The sequence below is a fragment of the Actinosynnema sp. NPDC037264 genome, from assembly GCF_055603705.1.
Genome location: NZ_JBVJVK010000044.1, coordinates 29,919 through 48,493, shown reverse-complemented (window position 1 = coordinate 48,493; position 18,575 = coordinate 29,919). Strand labels below are relative to the sequence as shown.

16 protein-coding genes are annotated in these 18,575 nt (G+C 72.9%); 10 read left to right on the top strand and 6 right to left on the bottom strand.

What is annotated here, in order from left to right:
- Nucleotides 1–208 precede the first annotated feature (208 nt).
- A complete protein-coding gene (locus ACZ7GX_RS33445) occupies nucleotides 209–622 on the top strand; it encodes a hypothetical protein (protein WP_498782633.1) in 414 nt (137 codons plus the stop codon).
- 99 nt (nucleotides 623–721) lie between these two features.
- On the opposite strand, the gene ACZ7GX_RS33440 is transcribed toward ACZ7GX_RS33445, so the two are convergent.
- A complete protein-coding gene (locus ACZ7GX_RS33440) occupies nucleotides 722–928 on the bottom strand; it encodes a hypothetical protein (protein WP_498782631.1) in 207 nt (68 codons plus the stop codon).
- A 189-nt stretch (nucleotides 929–1,117) separates the two neighbouring features.
- Here ACZ7GX_RS33440 and ACZ7GX_RS33435 point away from each other — a divergent pair, with 189 nt between their 5' ends.
- Entirely contained in the window at nucleotides 1,118–1,915 is a 798-nt protein-coding gene (locus tag ACZ7GX_RS33435) for a hypothetical protein (protein ID WP_498782629.1), read from the top strand.
- Nucleotides 1,916–1,930: 15 nt separating this feature from the next.
- On the opposite strand, the gene ACZ7GX_RS33430 is transcribed toward ACZ7GX_RS33435, so the two are convergent.
- Both ACZ7GX_RS33430 and ACZ7GX_RS33425 read right to left on the bottom strand, forming a co-directional pair.
- A complete protein-coding gene (locus ACZ7GX_RS33430; protein WP_498782627.1) occupies nucleotides 1,931–2,722 on the bottom strand; it encodes a sensor histidine kinase in 792 nt (263 codons plus the stop codon).
- Nucleotides 2,719–3,417, bottom strand: a complete 699-nt coding sequence (locus ACZ7GX_RS33425) for a response regulator transcription factor (RefSeq protein WP_498782625.1) — start codon at nucleotides 3,415–3,417, stop codon at nucleotides 2,719–2,721. Before ACZ7GX_RS33425 ends, ACZ7GX_RS33430 begins: the two co-directional genes overlap by 4 nt.
- Before the next feature lie 153 nt (nucleotides 3,418–3,570).
- On the opposite strand from ACZ7GX_RS33425, the gene ACZ7GX_RS33420 reads away from it, so the two are divergent.
- The gene (locus ACZ7GX_RS33420; protein WP_498782623.1) at nucleotides 3,571–5,187 is read left to right on the top strand and encodes an FAD-binding oxidoreductase; all 1,617 of its coding nucleotides are present in this window, start codon (nucleotides 3,571–3,573) and stop codon (nucleotides 5,185–5,187) included.
- A gap of 72 nt (nucleotides 5,188–5,259) precedes the next feature.
- Here the strand turns inward: ACZ7GX_RS33420 and ACZ7GX_RS33415 are convergent, their stop codons facing one another.
- Nucleotides 5,260–7,971: an AfsR/SARP family transcriptional regulator gene (locus ACZ7GX_RS33415; RefSeq protein ID WP_498782621.1), complete on the bottom strand. Its 2,712-nt coding sequence runs from the start codon at nucleotides 7,969–7,971 to the stop codon at nucleotides 5,260–5,262.
- A 694-nt stretch (nucleotides 7,972–8,665) separates the two neighbouring features.
- Here ACZ7GX_RS33415 and ACZ7GX_RS33410 point away from each other — a divergent pair.
- Genes ACZ7GX_RS33410 through ACZ7GX_RS33390 form a run of 5 tightly spaced genes read left to right on the top strand, consistent with a single transcriptional unit; the run spans nucleotide 8,666 to nucleotide 13,313 of the window.
- Nucleotides 8,666–9,607 carry a hydroxymethylglutaryl-CoA lyase-like TIM-barrel protein gene (locus ACZ7GX_RS33410; protein WP_498782619.1) on the top strand — a complete coding sequence of 314 codons (942 nt, stop codon included), beginning with the start codon at nucleotides 8,666–8,668 and terminating at the stop codon, nucleotides 9,605–9,607.
- Nucleotides 9,600–10,352, top strand: a complete 753-nt coding sequence (locus tag ACZ7GX_RS33405; protein ID WP_498782617.1) for an iron-containing redox enzyme family protein — start codon at nucleotides 9,600–9,602, stop codon at nucleotides 10,350–10,352. The genes ACZ7GX_RS33410 and ACZ7GX_RS33405 overlap by 8 nt, the downstream gene beginning before the upstream one ends.
- Nucleotides 10,349–11,293: an aminotransferase class IV gene (locus ACZ7GX_RS33400; protein ID WP_498782615.1), complete on the top strand. Its 945-nt coding sequence runs from the start codon at nucleotides 10,349–10,351 to the stop codon at nucleotides 11,291–11,293. The genes ACZ7GX_RS33405 and ACZ7GX_RS33400 overlap by 4 nt, the downstream gene beginning before the upstream one ends.
- The gene (locus tag ACZ7GX_RS33395) at nucleotides 11,290–12,645 is read left to right on the top strand and encodes a hypothetical protein (protein ID WP_498782613.1); all 1,356 of its coding nucleotides are present in this window, start codon (nucleotides 11,290–11,292) and stop codon (nucleotides 12,643–12,645) included. The genes ACZ7GX_RS33400 and ACZ7GX_RS33395 overlap by 4 nt, the downstream gene beginning before the upstream one ends.
- Nucleotides 12,642–13,313 carry an RraA family protein gene (locus ACZ7GX_RS33390; RefSeq protein ID WP_498782611.1) on the top strand — a complete coding sequence of 224 codons (672 nt, stop codon included), beginning with the start codon at nucleotides 12,642–12,644 and terminating at the stop codon, nucleotides 13,311–13,313. Before ACZ7GX_RS33395 ends, ACZ7GX_RS33390 begins: the two co-directional genes overlap by 4 nt.
- 9 nt (nucleotides 13,314–13,322) lie before the next feature.
- On the opposite strand, the gene ACZ7GX_RS33385 is transcribed toward ACZ7GX_RS33390, so the two are convergent.
- Together ACZ7GX_RS33385 and ACZ7GX_RS33380 are read right to left on the bottom strand one after the other, a co-directional pair.
- Nucleotides 13,323–14,333 (bottom strand): SMP-30/gluconolactonase/LRE family protein, encoded by a 1,011-nt coding sequence (locus tag ACZ7GX_RS33385; RefSeq protein WP_498782609.1) that lies wholly within the window; start codon nucleotides 14,331–14,333, stop codon nucleotides 13,323–13,325.
- Between the two features lie 96 nt (nucleotides 14,334–14,429).
- Entirely contained in the window at nucleotides 14,430–16,544 is a 2,115-nt protein-coding gene (locus tag ACZ7GX_RS33380; RefSeq protein ID WP_498782607.1) for a PQQ-dependent sugar dehydrogenase, read from the bottom strand.
- 444 nt (nucleotides 16,545–16,988) lie between these two features.
- Between ACZ7GX_RS33380 and sigK the strand changes: the two genes are divergently transcribed.
- Together sigK and ACZ7GX_RS33370 are read left to right on the top strand one after the other, a co-directional pair.
- Nucleotides 16,989–17,588 (top strand): ECF RNA polymerase sigma factor SigK, encoded by a 600-nt coding sequence (gene sigK, locus ACZ7GX_RS33375; RefSeq protein WP_498782605.1) that lies wholly within the window; start codon nucleotides 16,989–16,991, stop codon nucleotides 17,586–17,588.
- Nucleotides 17,585–18,355 (top strand): anti-sigma factor, encoded by a 771-nt coding sequence (locus ACZ7GX_RS33370; RefSeq protein WP_498782603.1) that lies wholly within the window; start codon nucleotides 17,585–17,587, stop codon nucleotides 18,353–18,355. Before sigK ends, ACZ7GX_RS33370 begins: the two co-directional genes overlap by 4 nt.
- Nucleotides 18,356–18,575 lie beyond the last annotated feature (220 nt).

Sequence of the window (18,575 nt, the reverse complement as noted above, 5' to 3'; positions counted from 1 at the left end):
TCCTCTGTGACGAGGACCCCTCCGCCGATCGTGATGACGGGGGTCCTGGCGAAGCTGTTTCCAGGCCAAGCGCGACTCGCTTGTCTTCCGTGATCCCTGCCGTTGGTCTTCCGGGTGCGGAAGGGGTCGAACTCGGTCGTGGTGGCCGTGGTGCCGGCGGGCACGTGCTGGTCGTGACCCGGCTGTCGATCTCGAGGGAGACGGCCCGATGAACTCGGGTGTTGCCGCATTCGACGAGGAATTCTCCAGCTTCGTCAAGGCGTCGGGACGGTGGCGGGACACTGCTCCGGACGCGCTCCTGGGGCGGTGGTCGAGGTTCGTCGACGAGTGCGTGCGGGGTTACCCGCACGACGCTGAAGATTACTTCAACGATCTCACCTCGAGGGATGCCTTGGAGCGGGCCCTTGCTTCTGTCGAGTTGCAGATCCACCCTGAAATGTCCCGTCTGCGCGCGCGTGTGGAGAGGATCGATTCACGATTTCGCGCACTTCTGACGGCGGACGTTTTCCCTGGGATTCCGAAGGAATTCTGGTGGGCTCGGGGCATGGTGAACGGTGGATCGAGGCGTTTTGTGGAGAGCGTGCGGCGTGGGTACGGCATCGACTTGATCGAGATCGAATAGAGTTCCCGCCGGTCTGAGGACGCCGTCGACCGGTCCGGTCAGCGACCTCCCGAGCGGGGGGTTCCCGGCGGCCGGCGATCGATCACGTGCAGCCGGCCGTTAGCCGCTGCACTTGGTCAGGAGCTCCGTCGGGCTCATCCGGCGCAAGCCGGTGGCCAGCAGCAGCAGACACGACAGCAGGACGGCCCACGCCCACCACGGGGCGGCCGCGGACCACAAGCCGCCCACGACGGCGGTGCCGGTGACCAGTTGCACGCCTCGGCGACGGCTCGCGGTGACGGCTCCGGAGGTGGTGGCGGGTCGCATGCCTCGATCGTCCCAGGTCCTCGCCGACCGGGCCACTGCTCCCGGCCGTCTGGCGGCACGGGCAGCGGGTCTGCCCGTGGCTTGCCCTTGCGACCGTTGCCGAGGACCCCCGTGCTCCCGGAGCGTGGGACAACGGCTGACCCGCTGTCGGTGCGCCGCTGCCGGCCCTGACGAAACGAGGTGATGTGGATGCGCAAGCACGTTCGGCCTCCGGAACGGGAGGACGCGCACGCCGGGCACGTGCACCCGCCGAGCACTGCCGACGCCCCGCCTGCCGGGGGGCGGCCGATGACGCCGAACGCGGTGCTCGCCCTGCAGCGCACCGTCGGGAACGCGGCCGTCGCGGCGGCGCTCGAGCCGGTGGCCGTCCAGCGCACGTCCGAGGGCGGCACGGGGCAGGGCCCGCTGGAGGACAAGCCGATGGACGGGTTGAGCCGGTTGCGGAGGGCGAACCAGCGGGAGGTGGAGCGCGGGCAGGCGTCGCGCGTCGAGCCCGGCCAGGGGACCAGCCCGTTCGGGAACTACACGGTGCAATCGGGGTACGGGCACCAGGGGTACATCACGTCCAACAACCGGCAGCACCCGCGGTCCTCGTCCGTCGGGACGTTCTACGTCGAGGTGTTCGCCCAGCTCCAGCAGCAGCACCTGCCGCTCGTCGCGGAAGCCCTGCGCGGCCGGGCGCTGGACCAGGCCGTCCTCGCCGCCATGACCGCGACGGAGAAGCGCGCCGCCGCCGTGCTCTACGGGCTCATCCGCGAATCCGAGAACGCCAGGACGCCGGGTGCTGTCAAGGCCGCGTGCAGCGCCCTGGACGAGGTGGGGGCGACCGGTGGCGGGTGGCAGCGGTTCAGGGAGTTGTTCCCGCTGGCCCAGGAGCACGGGGCGCAGGTCTACAACACGGCGTTGGCCGGGCAGAACCAGCTCTCCGCCGCCGCACTGGGGAACCTGGAGGACATGTCGTCCTCTTCGGACGAGCAGAGCTCCTGACGAGGCGGCGTCCGGTCACGTAGCGCGGTCGAGGGGGAACGTGACCCGGACGGTGGTGCCCTGCCCGGGCGCCGAGGTGACGCCGACCGTGCCGCCGTGCGCGGTCACGATCGCCTCGACGATGGCCAGGCCCAGGCCCGACGAGGCGCCGCCGGCCCGGCTGCGGCCGGGGTCGGCGCGGTAGAAGCGCTCGAAGACGTGCGCCAGGTGCTCCGGCCCGATCCCGTCGCCCTCGTCACGTACCGCGATCACGACGTCCGCGTCGTGCGAGCTGACGGTGACCGTGACCGGTGTGCCGGGCGGGGTGTGCTGCACCGCGTTGCCGACGAGGTTGTGCAGCACCTGCTGGATGCGCGCGCCGTCCCCGCGCACGACCGCCTCCGCCGCCCCGCGCAGGGTGATGACCCGGTCGGGGCAGACGACCCGCGCGTCACCCACCACCTCGCCCGCCAGGGCCACCACGTCCACCGGCTCGCGGTCGAGCGGAAGGGCCGCGTCGAGGTGGGCCAGCAGCGCCAGTTCGTCGACCAGCAGCCGCATCCGGCCCACCTCCGCCTGCATCCGCGCCATGGCGTGGTCGAGCTGGTCGGGGTCGGTCAGCGCGCCCTGGACGTACAGGTCGATCCAGCCCTGCACGGTCGCCAGCGGCGTGCGCAGCTCGTGGCCCGCGTCGTCGACGAAGCTGCGCAGCCGGTCCTGGGCGCGCCGCTGGGCGTCGAACGCCTGCTTGACCGCCACGGCGACCGCGGCTTCCGGACCGGCGAGCAGCAGGACGAGGGCGCGCCGCCACCGGGACGGCCGCTTCACGGCCGCACCGGCCGCAGGCTGTACCCGAACCCCCGCACGCTGCGGATCAGCGACGGCCCGCCGAAGTCGATCTTGCGGCGCAGGTTGGAGATGAACCGCTCGACCACGCTCGCGTTGCCGCCGAAGTCGTACTGCCAGACGTGGTCCAGGATGTCCGCCTTGGAGACCACCCGCCCGGAGTTGATCAACAGGTAGCGCAGCAGCCGGAACTCGGTGGGGGAGAGCTCGACCGGCTGCCCGCCCCTGGTCACCACGTGCCGCACCTCGTCCAGCTCCAGGTCGTCGCAGCGCCACACGCCCTCCGGCACCACCGGCGGCACGCGGCGGGCACGCCGCAGCAGCGCCTCCAGCCGTGCGGCGACCTCCACCACGTGGAACGGCTTGGTGAGGTAGTCGTCGCCGCCGAGGCGCAGCCCGCGCACCCGGTCGTCCACCTCGTCGCGCGCGGTCAGGAACATCACCGGCACGTGGACCTCCCGCGAGCGCAGCAGGTGCAGCAGGTCGAAGCCGTTCGTGCCGGGCAGCATCACGTCCAGCACGATCGCGTCGGGCGTGCGCGCCCCGATCGCGGCCAGCGCGGCGGGCACGTCGCCGACCGCCTCGACCTCGAACCCCGAGAACCGCAGCGCCGACAGCAACAGCTCCCGCAGGCCCGGGTCGTCGTCCACCACCAGGATGCGATCCACGTCCTCCATCACACCATCCTGCCGGGTCCGCGCGGCGCACCGCCGGTGCGCGAACCTGACGGTTTCCTGCTGGTTCCCTGACAGTCGGCCTCTGCAGGTGGTCTCGCCGACCGGCCGCTCCTAGCGTTTTCCCCGGCACACCAACGAACAGATTGGACGAGGATGTCTGGTCCTACCCGTCGTGGGTTCATCACCGGCACCGCGGCTCTGGGAGGTGCGGCGCTGATCGGGAGTCCGGCTACCGCGGACGTGGCGGCGGAGGGGAGCGGGCTCGAGTCGGCCGCGATCCTGCCGGGTGACCCCCGCTACGAGGACCTCGTGCTGCGCCGGACGAGCGAGCGGTTCTTCCCCCGGCCGCGGTACTTCCGGCTGCCCACCACGACCGAGCAGGTCGTGCGCGCGGTGGACGACGCCGTGCGCGCGGGCAAGCGGGTCACCGTCCGCAGTGGCGGGCACTGCTACGAGAACTTCGTGGGCGACGGCGCGGAGGTGGTCATCGACCTGTCCGCGATGCGGCAGGTCGGGTTCGACCGGCGCCGCAACGCGTTCGCGATCGAGCCGGGCGCGAGCCTCTGGGAGGTGTTCGAGCGGCTCTACCTCGGCTGGGGCGTCACGATCCCCGGCGGCCAGTGCGGCGGTGTGGCCGCCGGCGGGCACATCCAGGGCGGCGGGTACGGCGCGCTGTCCCGGCAGTTCGGTTCGGTGGTGGACTACCTGCACGCCGTGGAAGTCGTCGTGGTGGACCGTTCCGGACGGGCACGGGCGGTGGTCGCGACCCGCGAGCCGGGCGACGCGAACCGGGACCTGTGGTGGGCGCACACCGGGGGCGGTGGCGGGAACTTCGGCGTGGTCACCCGGTACTGGATGCGCACGCCCGGCGCCACCGGCGACGATCCCACCCGCCTGCTGCCGAAGCCACCCGCCGTGACGCTCGGCGCGACGATCGGGTGGAGCTGGCGGGACGTCACCGAGGAGTCGTTCCACCGGCTGCTGCGCAACTACGGCGAGTGGCACGAGCGCAACAGCGCGCCCGGCTCCCGCTACGCCAGCCTGTTCAGCCCGATGCTGGTCAGCCGGCGCAACACCGGCGCCGACCCCGGTGCGATCGCCCTGGTGGCCACAGTGGACGGAAGCCGGCCCGACGCCGACCAGCTGCTGGACGACTACCTGGCGGAGGTCACCGAGGGCGTCCCGGGCACGATCACGTTGCAGCCACCCCACCGGCTGCCGTGGTTGGCGGCGGTGGAGGCCGGGTCGCTGAGCCAGGCCGACGAGTCCGGGATGTTCAAGGCGAAAGCGGCCTACCTGCGCAAGCGGTTCACCGACCAGCAGATCAGGACCGCGTACACCTACCTCACCAGCACCGACCACGACAACGAGCGCGCGTTGCTGCTGTTGGTGTCCTACGGCGGCCAGGTCAACACCGTGGCGCCGGACGCGACCGCCGTGCCCCAGCGGGACAGCATCATGAAAGCGGTCTACATCGCCACCTGGACCGACCCGGACCGCGAGCGGGCGAGCATGGACTGGATCCGGCGCTGGTACCGCGAGATGTACCAGGACACCGGAGGCGTGCCGGTGCCGAACGGCGTGAACGACGGCTCGTACATCAACTACCCGGACATCGACACCGCCGACCCGACGTGGAACACGTCCGGCGTCCCGTGGCACGCCTTGTACTACAAGGACAACTACCGCAGGCTCCAAGAGGTCAAGGCGCGCTGGGACCCGCGTGACGTGTTCCACCACGCCCTGTCGATCAAGCTGCCCGACAGCTGACGGCCGGACCCGCTCGGGCGACGTCACGCCGGACGCCTGCTCGCTCACCACGCCCGGCCGCGCCACCTCGGCTCACGTGGCGTCCTCGATGGTCAGCGTCACGCGATCGGCGTCGGCGGTGCGGCGCTGGTGCAGGAACAGGGTCAGCGCCTTGAGCCGGTGCTCGCGGGCCTCGTCCCGGCGACCTCCGGCCGCGTGGGCGTCGGACAGCCGTTCGACGGTGTCGGCGTAGTCGTAGGTCGCGCCCACGTCCTCGAAGCGCGCGAGGGCCAGCTCGTAGTGCGCCACGGCCTCGTCGTGGTGACCGGCGCGGTGCGCGATGTAGCCCAGGCTGTCCAACGTCCGCGCCTCCGCGTCGCGGTCGGCGTGCGCGCGGGCCAGGGCCAGGGCGGCCTCGCAGTAGCGGCGGGCCCGGTCGAGGTCGTCCAGCCGGGCCGCGTACCAGCCCGCCTGGTTGAGGGCGTGGGCCTGGCGGATCGGGCGGTCCAAGGTGCTCAGGATGTCGAGGGCGCTCACCGCGTGGCGCAGGGCTCGGCGGTCGTCGCCCTGGGTCTCCCGGACCCACGCCAGCGACTGGTGCACGGCGGCCTCGCCGGAGAGATCGTCCGCTTCCCGGCTGAGGAGCAGGGCGCGGTCCAGGTGCGCGGACGCCTCGTCGATGTCGCCGGCACGGGCGAGGGCGGCTCCCAGCCGCCACGACGCCAGTGCGCGGGCGTCGAGGTCGTCGGCGGCGTCCGCGGCTGCCAGCCCGGCCCGCCACACGGTGATCTGGTCGTGGTGGAGGTGACCCTGGCGGCGCTGGAAGGTGTCCAGGGCCCAGGCCAGCCGCCACACCGCGGGGTGGTCGCCGACCCGTGCGGCGGCCTCCTGAGCGGCGGTCACGCACACGTACTCGGTGGCCAGCCAGGCCAGGGCGGCGCCGTCGTCGGCCGGTCCGGGCTGGTCGGAGGACACGGCGGCCGGTGTGTCGTGCGGGTAGAGGACCCGCTCGGCGGCCAGGCCCGACCCGACGTAGTAGGCGATCACCCGCGCGAGCGCCGCCTCCTCGCCGTGCGCCCGTTCGGCGGCGTACAGCCGCACCAGGTCGTGCATCCGGTAGCGCCCCGGCACGTGCTGCCGCACCAGGTGACCGGCTTCGAGCTTCTCCAGCGACGACCGAACGCGCGTCACCGGCGCGTCGGCGAGCGCGGCCACCGCCGGCAGGCCGATGTCCGGGCCGGGCGCGATGCCGAGCAGCGCGAACAGCCTCACCGCGTCCGCCGGCAGCGCCCGCAACGACGCGGCGAACACCGCCCGCAGGCTGGTGCTCAACTCCGCGGTGTCCAGCCCGTCGAGCCCGTCGGCCCGGCCCAGCTCGTCGGCGAGCGCGGCGAGCGGGAAGTCGGGGTGCGCGGCGGCACGCGCGGCCACGATGCCGACGGCCAGCGGAAGTCCCGCGCAGTGCCGCAACAGGGTCGCGACGGCCTCCGGCTCGGCCGACATCCGTTGCGGCGACAGGTAGCCCGCCAACAACGCGTGCGCGACATCGTCGGGCAGGACGTCGAGCGCGAGCGTCGGCACAGCCCGCGAGGCGGCGAGGGCGCTCAGGCGGTGCCTGCTGGTGATCAGCGTCGTGCACGTGGTGCCGCCGGGCAGCAGGGGGAGCACCTGGTCGCTGTCACGCGAGTTGTCCAGCACCACCAGCAGGCGCCGGCCCGCGACCAGGCTCCGGTACAGCGCGGCCTGGGCGTCCACGTCGGCGGGAGGCGAATCGGCGCCGAGCGCGTCCAGGAAGCCGAGCAGGATCGCGGAGGTCGACGCCGGCGGGCCCGTCGGGTCGAACCCGCGCAGGTCGGCGTACAGCTGCCCGTCGGGGAAGCGGTCCAGCTCCCGGTGCGCCCAGTGCAACGCCAACGCGGTCTTCCCGGAGCCGCCCGGCCCGACGACCGCGAGTGGTTCTCCCGGTTGCGCCAACGCCTTGTCCATCGACGTCAACTCGTCGTCGCGGCCCACGAACAGCCGTGGCGGGGCCGGCAGCTGCCGCGGCACGGGCGGTCGTCCGGTCACGGGTGCGGCCACCTCGCCGACCAGCATCTGCTGGTACAGCTCGCGCAGCCGGACACCGGGGTCGGCGCCGAGCTCGTCGGACAGCGCCCGTCGGACGACCTGGTAGTGCGCCATCGCCTCGGCCTGCCTGCCGGACTGGTGCAGCGCCAGGATGAACTGCGCGGCCAGCCGTTCGTCGAGCGGGTCGCGGGTCACCAGCGTGGACAGCTCGGCCACCAGCGACTCGTGCCGTCCCAGCCGCAGCGCGAGGTCGTTGCGGTGGGCCGTCGCCGACCACCGCTCGCGGTCGAGGCCCTGCCGCACCGCGTCGGCCCAGCTGCCGTCGAGCCCGCCGAGCGCCTCGCCCCGCCACAGCCCGAGCGCCTCCTCGACCAGGGCGAACGCCTCGGCGTCAGCGCCGGAGCGCGACCGCTCGACCAGCCTTCGGAACCGGTGGAGGTCGACGCTGTCCGGGTCGACGGGGAGCACGTAGCCGGCGGACGTCCGGTCGATCACCAGGCCGGGAACACCGCCCAGCGCCTGCCGCAACCGGTACACGTAGCCGTGGAGCGTGGTGCGCGCCTGCCGGGGAGCGCGGTCGGCCCAGACCTTCGCCGCGATCGACTCGGGTGACTGGACCCGGTTGGGGTCCACCAGCAGGGCCGCCAGCACGCACCGCTGGCGGGCGTGCCCGAGGCCGACCGCGACTCCGTCGACGAGCATCCGCACTTCGCCGAGCAACTCGAACGACACCGCCACCCGAAGTCCCCCCTCCTGACACCGGCCTACCGACTCCGACCGCCGTCGACAAGGCGGATCCCAGAACTTCCCCAGATCGCCACGTCACAATGCGCCGCTCGCGCCGCGTTCCCGCCGAATTGCGGTCAGGTCGAGTGTTGCCGAACGCGTCCGCCGCCGTCCGCCCGTTCGGAACAGACCCGAACAGGGCGAACGGGCCGCGGGCCCGCATCGAGGGCCTAACGTCGGGCTGTCGGAACTCGAACAGGGGGATCCTGTGGGTGGTCGAAGGGAATGGGCGGCCGTCGCGGCCGTATTGCTCAGCGGGGTGACGCCGAAGGGCGCACGCGGCCGGCGTGAACCAGTGCCGCATCCCGGGAGCGCGACCCCGGTAATCGGCTGACGGGGTTCGGGTCGGCCCGGATCGGTCGGGCCGGGGTGGGCCCGGCGCGGTTGCGCGGGCGACCGTGGTCCTAATCCATATTCGCTGGTCAGGGAGTTTTCGGCGGCCGGACGTCGAATCGGTACGACAATCGGGTCAATGCCCGGAGGTGCGTGGCCGAAGGTTGCCACGTGAGGTGACGGCCGGTTAGGCTGAAGTCATCCACCATGGCGATGGGCCGAAAGGGCGGTTGATTGTGCTCTGCGCAGCCGAAGCTTTTTCACCCGGCCGCACCGCGCGGTGAACGTGAATTCGACGCCCATTCTCCTCGATGTGACCTTGCGTGACGGCGGCTATTTCAACGACCACGGTTGGACCACCCGCGAAGCCGAGTCGATCGTGCGCGCCGTCGGGGCCGCCGGCGTGCCGTACGCGGAAATCGGCTACCTGCGGCAGGCGCACGACCCGGGACGGCCGACGGCCAGCTGTCCGCCCGCCTACCTGGACGCGCTCGCGGCCGTGGCCGGGCGACCGGAGCTCGTCGTGATGGTGCGCCCCGGCGAAGCGCCGCTCGAACGCATCGCCGAGCTGCCCGACCGGGGCGTCGCCATGGTCCGGGTGCTCGTCACGGGCGGTTCGGTCGAGGCGGCCGAGCCGTACGTGGCCGCCGCCCGCGCGGCGGGTCTGGACGTGGCGATGAACCTGACGCGGGTCAGCGAGCGCGACCCCCAGCGGCTCGCCGTGGCGGTCGAGGACTGCGCGAACGCGGGCGCGCAGGTCGTCTACCTCGCCGACTCCAACGGCAGCCTCGAACCCGGCTCGGTGGCCGAGCGGGTGGGCGCGGCGGTCGGCGCGAGCCCCGTGCCGGTGGGCTTCCACGCGCACGACAACCTCGGGCTGGCGTTCGTCAACACGACCACCGCGATGGCGGCGGGCGCGACCGCGGTGGACGCGTCGATCGCGGGCATCGGCAAGGGCGGCGGCAACCTGCGGCTGGAGGTCATCGTCGCGCACCTGATCGTGCGGCACGGCGCGGAGCTGCGGCTCGACCCGATCGCCGCGGACCGCACCACGCTGGCCACCCAGTTGCGGATGATCGCCGACGGCGGCTCGAAGACCGTGGTCAGCGGGCTGCTCGACGTGAACCTGGACGGCGCGGCCCACTTCTCCGACCTGGTCGCGGCCCACGGGCTCGACGCGACGATCCTGACGCTGACCGGTCGGGGGCGACCGCCGGCCGAACCCGCCAACGACCACGGAGGTGCCGATGAGTGACTTCGTCCTCGAGCTCGACCGGATGATCGACGAGCGCAAGAAGATGACCAGCGGGCTCTACCAGACGATCCTCGCCGGCAAGGCCACCCGGCGGTTGCTGCACGACTTCGTGCTGCACCGCTGGCCGATCAAGAGCTTCTGGACCCGCAACATCCTGGGCATCGCCTCGCGGATCGAGGACCACCGGCTGCGCGTCCTGCTCGTGGAGAACATCTACGAGGAGGAGACCGGCAGGCTGTCGGGCTCCGGCCGCCACCTGGACACGTTCGCCGACTTCGGCGCGGCCGTCGGGGTCACCGCCGACGAGCTCGCCGACGCGCCGGTCGTGCCGGAGACCGCGGCGGTCGTCGAGCACAACGTGCGGGTCTGCAACACCGAGACCCACTTCACCCAGGGCGTCGCGTCGGTGCTGCTGCTGATGGAGGGCCAGCCGCCGATCGTGGACCAGGGCGGCAAGAGCATGCTCTCGGTGATGCGCGACGTCTACGGCCTGCCGGCGAAGGGGTACGAGTTCTTCGTGCACCACGCCTCGGCCGACGAGGGCGACGACGCGGTCAGCGAGCTGGAGGACGAGCACGCCGCCGCCGCGCGCGAGCTGCTCCGCCGCTACTGCGACACCCCCGAGCTGCGGCGCGACGCGATCGCCGCGCTGGCCGCCGCGCTCGAACTGCGGCACCGCCACTTCGACATGATCCTGCGGACGGCGTACGACCCGGCGGAGCCGGTGTTCCGCTACACCGCATGACGTCCCTCGCCGCCGACGGCCACGCGGTCTGGCCGCTTGCCCACCACCGGGGCCGGCTCGTGCCGCGCGACGAGGCGACCCTGCCGGTCGGCAGCATCGCGCTGCGCTACGGCATCTCGGTGTTCGAGGGGATCCGGCTCTACCGGCAGGACTCCGGTGGCGTCGCGCCCTGGCTGCCCGGGCCGCACCTCGACCGGCTGCGCAACTCGTGCCGGCTCATGGGCCTCGACGAGGGTTGCGCGGCCGACGTGCCCGCGATCGTCGACGAGCTCGTCGCCGCGCAGCGGATCGACGCGGACGGCTACGTCCGGGTCGCGGCGAGCGCGGCCAACGGCGGCGACATCGGCCAGGCCGCCGTGACCGCGTTGACGGTCACGATCACGCCGTCGGGCCGCAAGCGCTGGCTGGCCGAGCACGAGGGCATCCGGCTGGGGATCAGCGCGTGGCAGCGGCCCTCGGACGCGGTGTTCCCCAGCGCCGCCAAGAACATCTCGGCCTACGCCGGGCCGCGCCTCGCGCTCGCGCAGGCCAAGCGCGACGGCTACGACTCGTGCGTGCTGCGCACCGCCGACGGGTTGATCAGCGAGGCGCCGACGGCCACGGTGTTCCTCGTCGAGGGCGACCGCGTCGTCACACCCAGGCTCTCCGACCACGTCCTGCCCGGTGTCACGCGGGCGTGGGTGCTGGCGACCGCGGCCGCGCTCGGCCACGAGGCCGTCGAGGACGCGGTCACCGAGGAGCGGCTCACCGCGGCCGACGAGGTCTTCCTGTGCGGGACGGGCATCGAGTTCGGCCCGGTGCGCGAGGTCGCGGGCGTGCCCCTGCGCGGCTGGCCGTCCGGCCCGGTCACGAAGGCGTTGGTGGACGCGTACTTCGCGCAGGCGCGTGGCGCCGCCGTGCCGACCGGGGTCGACCTCGGCCTGCCGGGTCGGCCGTCGTGAGCGTCACCGGTCTGATCGACTGGCCGGCCGCCCTGCTCGCCACCCACGACGCGGTGGCGCGCCCGGCGGAGACCCGCACGGCCACCGAGCGCGCGGTGGCCGCCGGACCGGTGTTCCGGAACAAGGAGTTCCCGCTCTCGCCGGTGCCGGTGCTGGTCCGCGCCGATCGGGCCGAACGGCTCGCGCCGCTGCTGACCCGCTACGTCGACCTGCTCGGCAAGGTCGTCGCGCTGTACCGGGCGCGGCCGGAGGTGCGCGACTTCTACCGGCTCGGCCCGGCCGCCGACCTCCTGGTCGACGCCGACCGCGCGGTGGGCGACGCGCCGTGGGTGTGCCGGCTCGACGGCTACCTGGAGGCGGGCTCGGAACGGCTGCGGGTGCTGGAGAACAACGCCGACTCGCCCGCGGGCACCCTGTTCACCGCGCGGATCAACGACGTGGTCGCCCGGATCCGGTCGAGCTCGCCGAGCGCGATGACGTACACCGGCGAGCACCGCTTCCTCGACGCGCTGCGAGCCGCCGCGCGTGCCGCCGCCGAACGGGACGCGGGCCGCTGCGCCGACCCGTCGCACATCGCGGTCCTCCAGCGCGCGGGCGCCCCGAGCGCGGAGAGCGTCGAGCTGGTGGAGTGCCTGCGGGCCGCCGGCGTGGACGCGTTCCTCGCCGACCCGCGCGCGATCGAGGTCGACGGTGACCGGGTGCGGTTCGACGGCAAGGCCGTCGACCTGTGCTGGAACAAGGTCAACACGGTGTCGTGGCTGCCGCACTGCGCCGACCCGGCCTTCGTCGACCGGTGGGCGCACGCCGTGCGGGACACCGCGATGGTGCACGTGAACCCGTTCGGCGCGCGGTACGTCGCGGAGAACAAGCTGACGCTGGCGTTCGTGCAGCAGCCCGAGTTCGCCGACCTGTTCACCGCCGACGAACGAGCACTGGTCGCCGAGCTGCTGCCGTGGTCGCGCAAGCTCACCCCGGCCGCGGTCGACGACGACGGCGGCCCGCTGGTCGACCGGCTGCTCGCCGACCCGCGCGAGTTCGTGCTCAAGCAGCCGTACGACATCAGGGGCGACGGCGTGACCATCGGCCACGACTGCGCTCCGGACGCGTGGCGCGACGCCGTCGCGGCCGGGCTGCGCGCGGGGCACCTCGTGCAGCGGCGGGTGGCGCCCACCGGCTACCCCGTGGTGGAGGCCGGCTCGGATCACGTGCAGGCCATGCCGATCAGCTTGGACACGTACCTGCTCGGCGGCCAGGTGGCCGGCTTCGGGTCGAAGGCGAGCCGCCACGCCAAGGTCAACATCTTCCAGGGAGGCCGGAAGTTGGCCGTGCACGTGATCGGCGACGGCTCATGACGGACGTCGGCCGTGGGCTCGCGGCGTTCGGCACGTCGGCGGTCAGCGACGCGCTGGACGTCCTGGGCGTGTCGGGCGCGCTGTGGGGCCCCACGCGCCAGTCCGGCTCCGGCGTGGTCGTCGGCCCCGCGTTCACCGTCACCTTCGAGCCGGTGGCCGAGGGCGAGCGCGCCGCCGCCGCGGACTACGTCGACGACGTGCCACCGGGCTCGGTCGTCGTGCTCGCCAACCACGGCCCGCGCTGCACGGTGTGGGGCGACATCCTCACCGAGGTCGCGGTGGCCCGGGGCGTCGCCGGGACCGTGATCGACGGCTACTGCCGCGACGTCGACGGCATCCGCGCGCTCGACTACTCGGTGTGGGCGCACGGCGCGTTCATGCGCTCCGGCAAGAACCGCGTGCGCATGGCGGCCACCCAGGAGCCGGTGACCATCGGCGCCGAGGGGGAGCGGATCACCGTGCGCCCCGGCGACCTCGTCACCGCCGACGGCAGCGGTGTCGTCGTCGTGCCGGCCGACCTCGTGGCCGAGGTGGTCGACACCGTGACGCGGGTGGCCGCCATGGAGGCCGGGGTGCTCGCCGACGTGCGGGCGGGCGTGCCGTTGCGGGTCGCCCGTGCCGACCACGGGTACAACGACGTCGCGCGGGCCACGTCGGCGAGGCCGTGAGGCTCGGGTTCAGTACGGGTTCCCGGGCACGTTGAGGTAGGTCTGGTAGAGGCCGAACCCGCCGGGGACACCGGAGGTGATGTACAGCGTCCGCCCGTCCGGCCCGCCGAACGCCGCGTTGGTGCTGTTGCGGCCGGCGGAGATGGCGCCGAGCCGTTCGCCCGACGGGGAGAAGACGTGGACGAGGCCCTCGTCGTAGGACGCCCAGTACAGGTTGCCCGCGCAGTCGACGGTCGCGCCGTCGGGCGTGCGGATGCTCGCGAACGTCGTGCGGCCGCCGGTGGTGCCGTCGGGGTTGACGGTGTACTTCACGATCGTGTTGTCGGCGGTGGCCCCGACGTAGAGCGTCTTGCCGTCGGGTGACAGGACGATGCCGTTGGGCTGTCGCAGCGTGTCGTCGACGAGGCCGACCACGCCGTCGCGGACGCGGAAGACGGCGGTTCGACCGCCTTGCTCGTCGGCGCGGTTGGCGCGCTGGTAGTTCGGGTCGGTGAAGTACGTGGTGCCGTCCGGGCCGGTGGTCAGGTCGTTGGGGGAGTTGAAGGCGCGGCCGAGGTGGTTGGCCGCGACGGTCGTGCGGCTGCGGTCGGTCAGGCTGTAGGAGGAGAGCGTGCGGTTGTCGTGGGTGGCGGCGAGCAACCGCGTGCCGTCGGGCGAGACCGCGAGGCCGTTGCTGCCGGACTCGGCGATGAACGTCTCGAAGGTGGCCGGTGGCGTGTGCCGGAGCACCGACGACGGCTGCACGCCCTGCGGGCCGGTGGGGCGCTGCATGTGCGACAGCAGCAAGGTGCCCGTCCGCCGGTCCCACGTCGGGCCTTCGAGGAAGTTGAACCCTCCCCGGATGAGCTGGGCCGTCACCGCACGGGTCGGTAACGGCGGGCCGTAGGACGCGCCCGGGGTGCACGGCGAGGTCGTCGCGGCGTCGGCGGAGGTGGCGGGCACGACGGCGCCGGCGAGGGCGATCGCCACCGCCGTGAGCGTCCGCGTGCGCCGGTGGCGTGATGCTGTGCGGTGCGTCATGGCGACTCCTTCGTCTCCTGGACGGGGCTGGTCCCGGTCGATCGCGGGATCGAGGAGGCGCCGGGTCGGGACGGTCGCCCCGACCCGGCGGCCGGTTCACCGTCCGAGTTGGACCTTGAGGATGCTCTCGTTGCTGTTGCCGGCGATGCTGTCCTTGTCGCCGCGGTTGCTGGTGGTCAGCCAGAGCCCACCGTCGGCGGACGGTTCCACGGTGCGCAGCCGTCCGTAGGTGCCGTTGAGGTACTGCTGGACGTTGGTCAGGTCGTCACCGGAGATCTCGGCTCGGTACAGCCGCGCTCCGCGCAGGCAGGCGATGTAGAGGGCGTCGCGGACCACGGCGATGCCGCTGCACGAGGCCTCGGCGACGGGGTAGGTGTGCTTGGGCGCGATGAAGCCGGGTTCGTCGCAGTCGCCCGTGGTGCCCTCGCACGTGGGCCAGCCGTAGTTGCCGCCGCGGACGATCAGGTTGGTCTCGTCCATGACGGAGTTGCCGAACTCCTGTTCCCACAGCCTGCCCTGGGAGTCGAAGGCCAGGCCTTGGGGGTTGCGGTGGCCGTAGCTCCACACGGGGGTGCCGAAGGGGTTGTCCGAGGGGACGGTGCCGTCGGGGTCGATCCGCAGGACCTTGCCGGCGAGGTTGGCGCGGTCCTGGGCCCAGTCGCCGTTCTGGCCGTCGCCGGTGGCGATGTAGAGCTTGCCGTCCGGCCCGAACCGCAGCCTGCCGCCGTTGTGGTACTTGTTGCGCGGGATGCCGGTGAGCAGCACCTGCGGGGTGCCCGTGAGCGCGCCGTCGGTGTAGCGGATGCGCACCACCCGGTTGTCGGTCGAGGTGGTGTGCATGACGTAGAGCCACGGGTCGGCCGTGAAGTCGGCGGCCACGGCCAGGCCCAGGACCCCGCCCTCGCCGTCGGTGCCCGCCGCGCCCGGCACGCGCCCGAGGCTGGTCTTCGTGCCGGTGGCGGGGTCGAGCCGGACGATCTCGAAGGCGTCCCGGCGGCCGAAGACCACCTGCCCGTCGGGCAGCGTGGTCAGGCCCCAGGGCAGGTCGGTCTCGGTGGTGACCCGGGTGACCGAGCACAGCGCCGTGGCGCACGCGCTGCCCGTGGTGACCGCGACCGCCGTGCTCGCCGCCGAGCGGTTGGCCTGCGCGTCCCGTGCCCGCACCTGGTACTGGTAGCGGGTCTCCGCGGCCAGGCCGCTGTCGGTGAAGGAGGTCGTGGACGCGCCGCTGACCGAGCCGACCTGCGTGCCGTCGCGCAGGACCTCGTAGCCGGCGACGCCGATGTTGTCGGTGGCCGGGGTCCACCGCACGGTGACCGTGGTGCCCGCGGCGGTCGCCGTCACGTCGGTGGGGGTGCTCGGTGGCTCGGTGTCGGCCTGGCACTGCGGCACGGTGATGGTGACCGTGGAACTGGCCTGGGACACGTTGCCCGCGGCGTCGCGGGCGTTGACGTACAGGCCCCAGGTGGCGCCCGGTGCGACGGTGAGGTCGGCCGACAGCGCCGTGCCCGGCACCGAGGTCATGAGCTGTCCGTCGTGGTAGACGTCGTAGAACGCCACGGCGGTGTCGTCCGCGGACGCCGACCACGAGAACGTCACCCCGGTGCACGTCAGGTTCGAGGTGCGGGGGTCGGCCGGCGCGGTCGGCGGCGTGGTGTCGACGCCGAGCTTGACCAGTTGCCACTGCTGGCCGGCGCCACCGGTGTCGGGGAGCTGGACGATCCGGGCGCCGTCGGCGGTGGAGGAGCCCAGCACGCTCACGGCCTTGCCACTGGCCCGGTTGAGCAGGCGCACGTGGCCGCCGGCGGAGTCGGCCAACCGGAACCGCTGGCCGGAGCGGTCGAGGTCGGTGCTCTGCACCAGTCCGGCGCGGTCGGCGGTGGACAGGAAGGTCAGGACCTTGTTGCTGTGCTTCGACCGGATGCGGTAGTAGCCACCGCCGGAGTCGACGAACTGCCACTGCTGCCAGGCGCCGTCGCTGCGGGTGGCCTGGGAGATCCTGGCCCCGTCGGCGGTGGCGCGTCCGTACACCTCCAGCGCCTTGCCGCTGTTGCGGTTGACCAGCACGTACGAGGCGGTGGTGTCGACCGTGGCGGCCGACGCGACGGGCGTCAGGGCAACGGTGCCGAGCACCGACAGCACCGCCACCCACACCGGTGGCCGTCGCCGGCGGCGGACCGCGCCCCTTGTCGTCGCAAGGTGATCTCGCATGGTCTTCCTCTCGCGGATTGCCAGGCAAAACGCCTTGTTATCGCTAACAAACCGAGGCGGAACAATGCTGAGTCGATGGCGGTCGACAAGCGCCGAAGTGGTCGAGCGGAGGTGTTCCTAGATGCGCTGATCGGCGGTCGCGAAGGGCGCCGGGCCGAGTCCGCGGTGGAACGAGAGCGACCTGGATCTCCATTGCGCACGTAGAGCCATGCTTCGTCTCCTTGCGAGCAGGGTGCGTGGTGGTCGTCGCCAGGTGCCGGGGGAGGGAGTTTGGGAGCGCTCCCAGATGCACCGTAGCGCACCCGGTTCGTGCCCGACAAGGCTGCAGGGTCGGCGGTTCGGTAATTGTTAGCGATAACAGCGTGCCCTCACGTGAGCGGGACCGAACCGAAGGGCGGTCGGCGACGAATGCCTGTCGTGGACCGGTCGATCGGGAAGGACGCGATGGCAGGGCGTGAGCACGAGCTCCGAGCGGTGGCGGGTGTCGGTGAGGCGGGTGACGCCTCGGCCGAGGAGTTGCTGTGCCTGGTGGCGCGCGGTGACGAGAGGGCGTTCGAGCGGTTGTACGACGTGCTGGCGGGCAAGGTGCTGAGCCTCGTCCGGCGGATCCTGCGCGACCACGCGCAGTCCGAGGAGGTCACCCAGGAGGTGCTGGTGGAGGTGTGGCGCACCGCCGCCCGGTACGACCCGGCGCGGGGCAGCGCGTCGGCGTGGGTGATGACGATGGCGCACCGCCGTGCGGTGGACCGGGTCCGCTCCGCGCAGGCCGCGACCCGGCGGGAGGACGTGGCCGCCCGCCGTGACGTGGAGACGCCGTTCGACGCGGTCAGCGAGCAGGTCGCCGCGCGCATCGAGCAGCGGCAGGTGCGGAGGTGCCTGGCGACGTTGACCGACTTGCAGCGGGAGTCCATCCTGCTCGGCTACTTCCGGGGCTACACCTACCCGGAGACGGCCTCCGTGCTCGGCATCCCGCTGGGCACGGTCAAGACGAGGATGCGTGACGGCCTGATCAGGCTGCGCGACTGCCTGGGGGTGAACCGGTGACCGACGACACCCACGCGCTGATCGGCGCCTACGTGCTCGACGCCGTCTCCGACACCGAGCGCCGCGCCTTCGACGACCACCTCGCGCACTGCACGGCCTGCGTGCGGGAGACCGCCGAACTGCGCGAGACCACCGCGCTGCTGGCCGGTGCGGCCACCGTCGAACCTCCTCGGCACCTGCGCGACCGGGTGATGACCGCCATCGCCGACACCCGCCAACTCCCGCCGGAGGCCGACGTCCGGGCGAAGACCGTCCCCATCGGACCGGAGCCGCCGGGGGCCGCGGGCGTGTGGTGGCGCCGGACCGCCGCGCTCGCCGCCGCGGCGGGCATCGCGGTCGCCGTCACGCTGGGGATCCAGGGCGCGGACGCCAACCGCCGCCTGGAACGGGACCTGCAAGCGCTGCAACAGGTCGACGGCTACCACAGCCGGATGGCCGACCTGCTGGCCGCGCCGGACGCCAAGCTCGTCCGCGGTGAGGTGACGGGCGGCGGCACGGGCACCGTGGTGGCGTCCTCCGCCCACGGCGAAGTGCTCTTCCTCGCCCACGGCCTGCCGCGACTGCCCGAGGACCGCACCTACCAGCTGTGGTTGATCGGCGCCGACGGGCCGCGGCCGGCCGGGCTGCTCACGTCGTCCGACGGGCAGGCCGACCCCCTGCTGGCGAGCGGCTTCACCGGCCGGGAGGCCGTGGGGCTGACCGTGGAGCCGAGGGGCGGATCCCCCCGGCCCACGACGCCGACCGTGGTGGTCCTTCCACTCGTCTGAGGAAGTCCGGCCGCGAAGGCCAATCCGCGACGTCGTCGGCGTCGAACACCTGGTGTGAACACAACCACGCGCAGGCACGCGGATCCCGGCACGTCGCGGCTGCCGCTGTGGGCGGCGGTCGCGACGGGCCTGATCGCGGTGGCGGGGGGGGGGGGGGGGGGGGGGAGGGGGGGGGGGGGGGGGGGGGCCAGCACCCCGCCCCTCCTTGCCCTGGTTAACA

Bases quoted from the DNA above. Each gene is read 5' to 3' on its own strand.
- ACZ7GX_RS33385 (WP_498782609.1), bottom strand. From the start codon at position 14,333: ATGACGCACCGCACAGCATCACGCCACCGGCGCACGCGGACGCTCACG.
- ACZ7GX_RS33435 (WP_498782629.1), top strand. From the start codon at position 1,118: ATGCGCAAGCACGTTCGGCCTCCGGAACGGGAGGACGCGCACGCCGGG.
- ACZ7GX_RS33440 (WP_498782631.1), bottom strand. From the start codon at position 928: ATGCGACCCGCCACCACCTCCGGAGCCGTCACCGCGAGCCGTCGCCGA.
- ACZ7GX_RS33445 (WP_498782633.1), top strand. From the start codon at position 209: ATGAACTCGGGTGTTGCCGCATTCGACGAGGAATTCTCCAGCTTCGTC.
- ACZ7GX_RS33380 (WP_498782607.1), bottom strand. From the start codon at position 16,544: ATGCGAGATCACCTTGCGACGACAAGGGGCGCGGTCCGCCGCCGGCGA.
- ACZ7GX_RS33420 (WP_498782623.1), top strand. From the start codon at position 3,571: ATGTCTGGTCCTACCCGTCGTGGGTTCATCACCGGCACCGCGGCTCTG.
- ACZ7GX_RS33390 (WP_498782611.1), top strand. From the start codon at position 12,642: ATGACGGACGTCGGCCGTGGGCTCGCGGCGTTCGGCACGTCGGCGGTC.
- ACZ7GX_RS33425 (WP_498782625.1), bottom strand. From the start codon at position 3,417: ATGGAGGACGTGGATCGCATCCTGGTGGTGGACGACGACCCGGGCCTG.
- sigK (WP_498782605.1), top strand. From the start codon at position 16,989: ATGGCAGGGCGTGAGCACGAGCTCCGAGCGGTGGCGGGTGTCGGTGAG.
- ACZ7GX_RS33405 (WP_498782617.1), top strand. From the start codon at position 9,600: ATGAGTGACTTCGTCCTCGAGCTCGACCGGATGATCGACGAGCGCAAG.
- ACZ7GX_RS33400 (WP_498782615.1), top strand. From the start codon at position 10,349: ATGACGTCCCTCGCCGCCGACGGCCACGCGGTCTGGCCGCTTGCCCAC.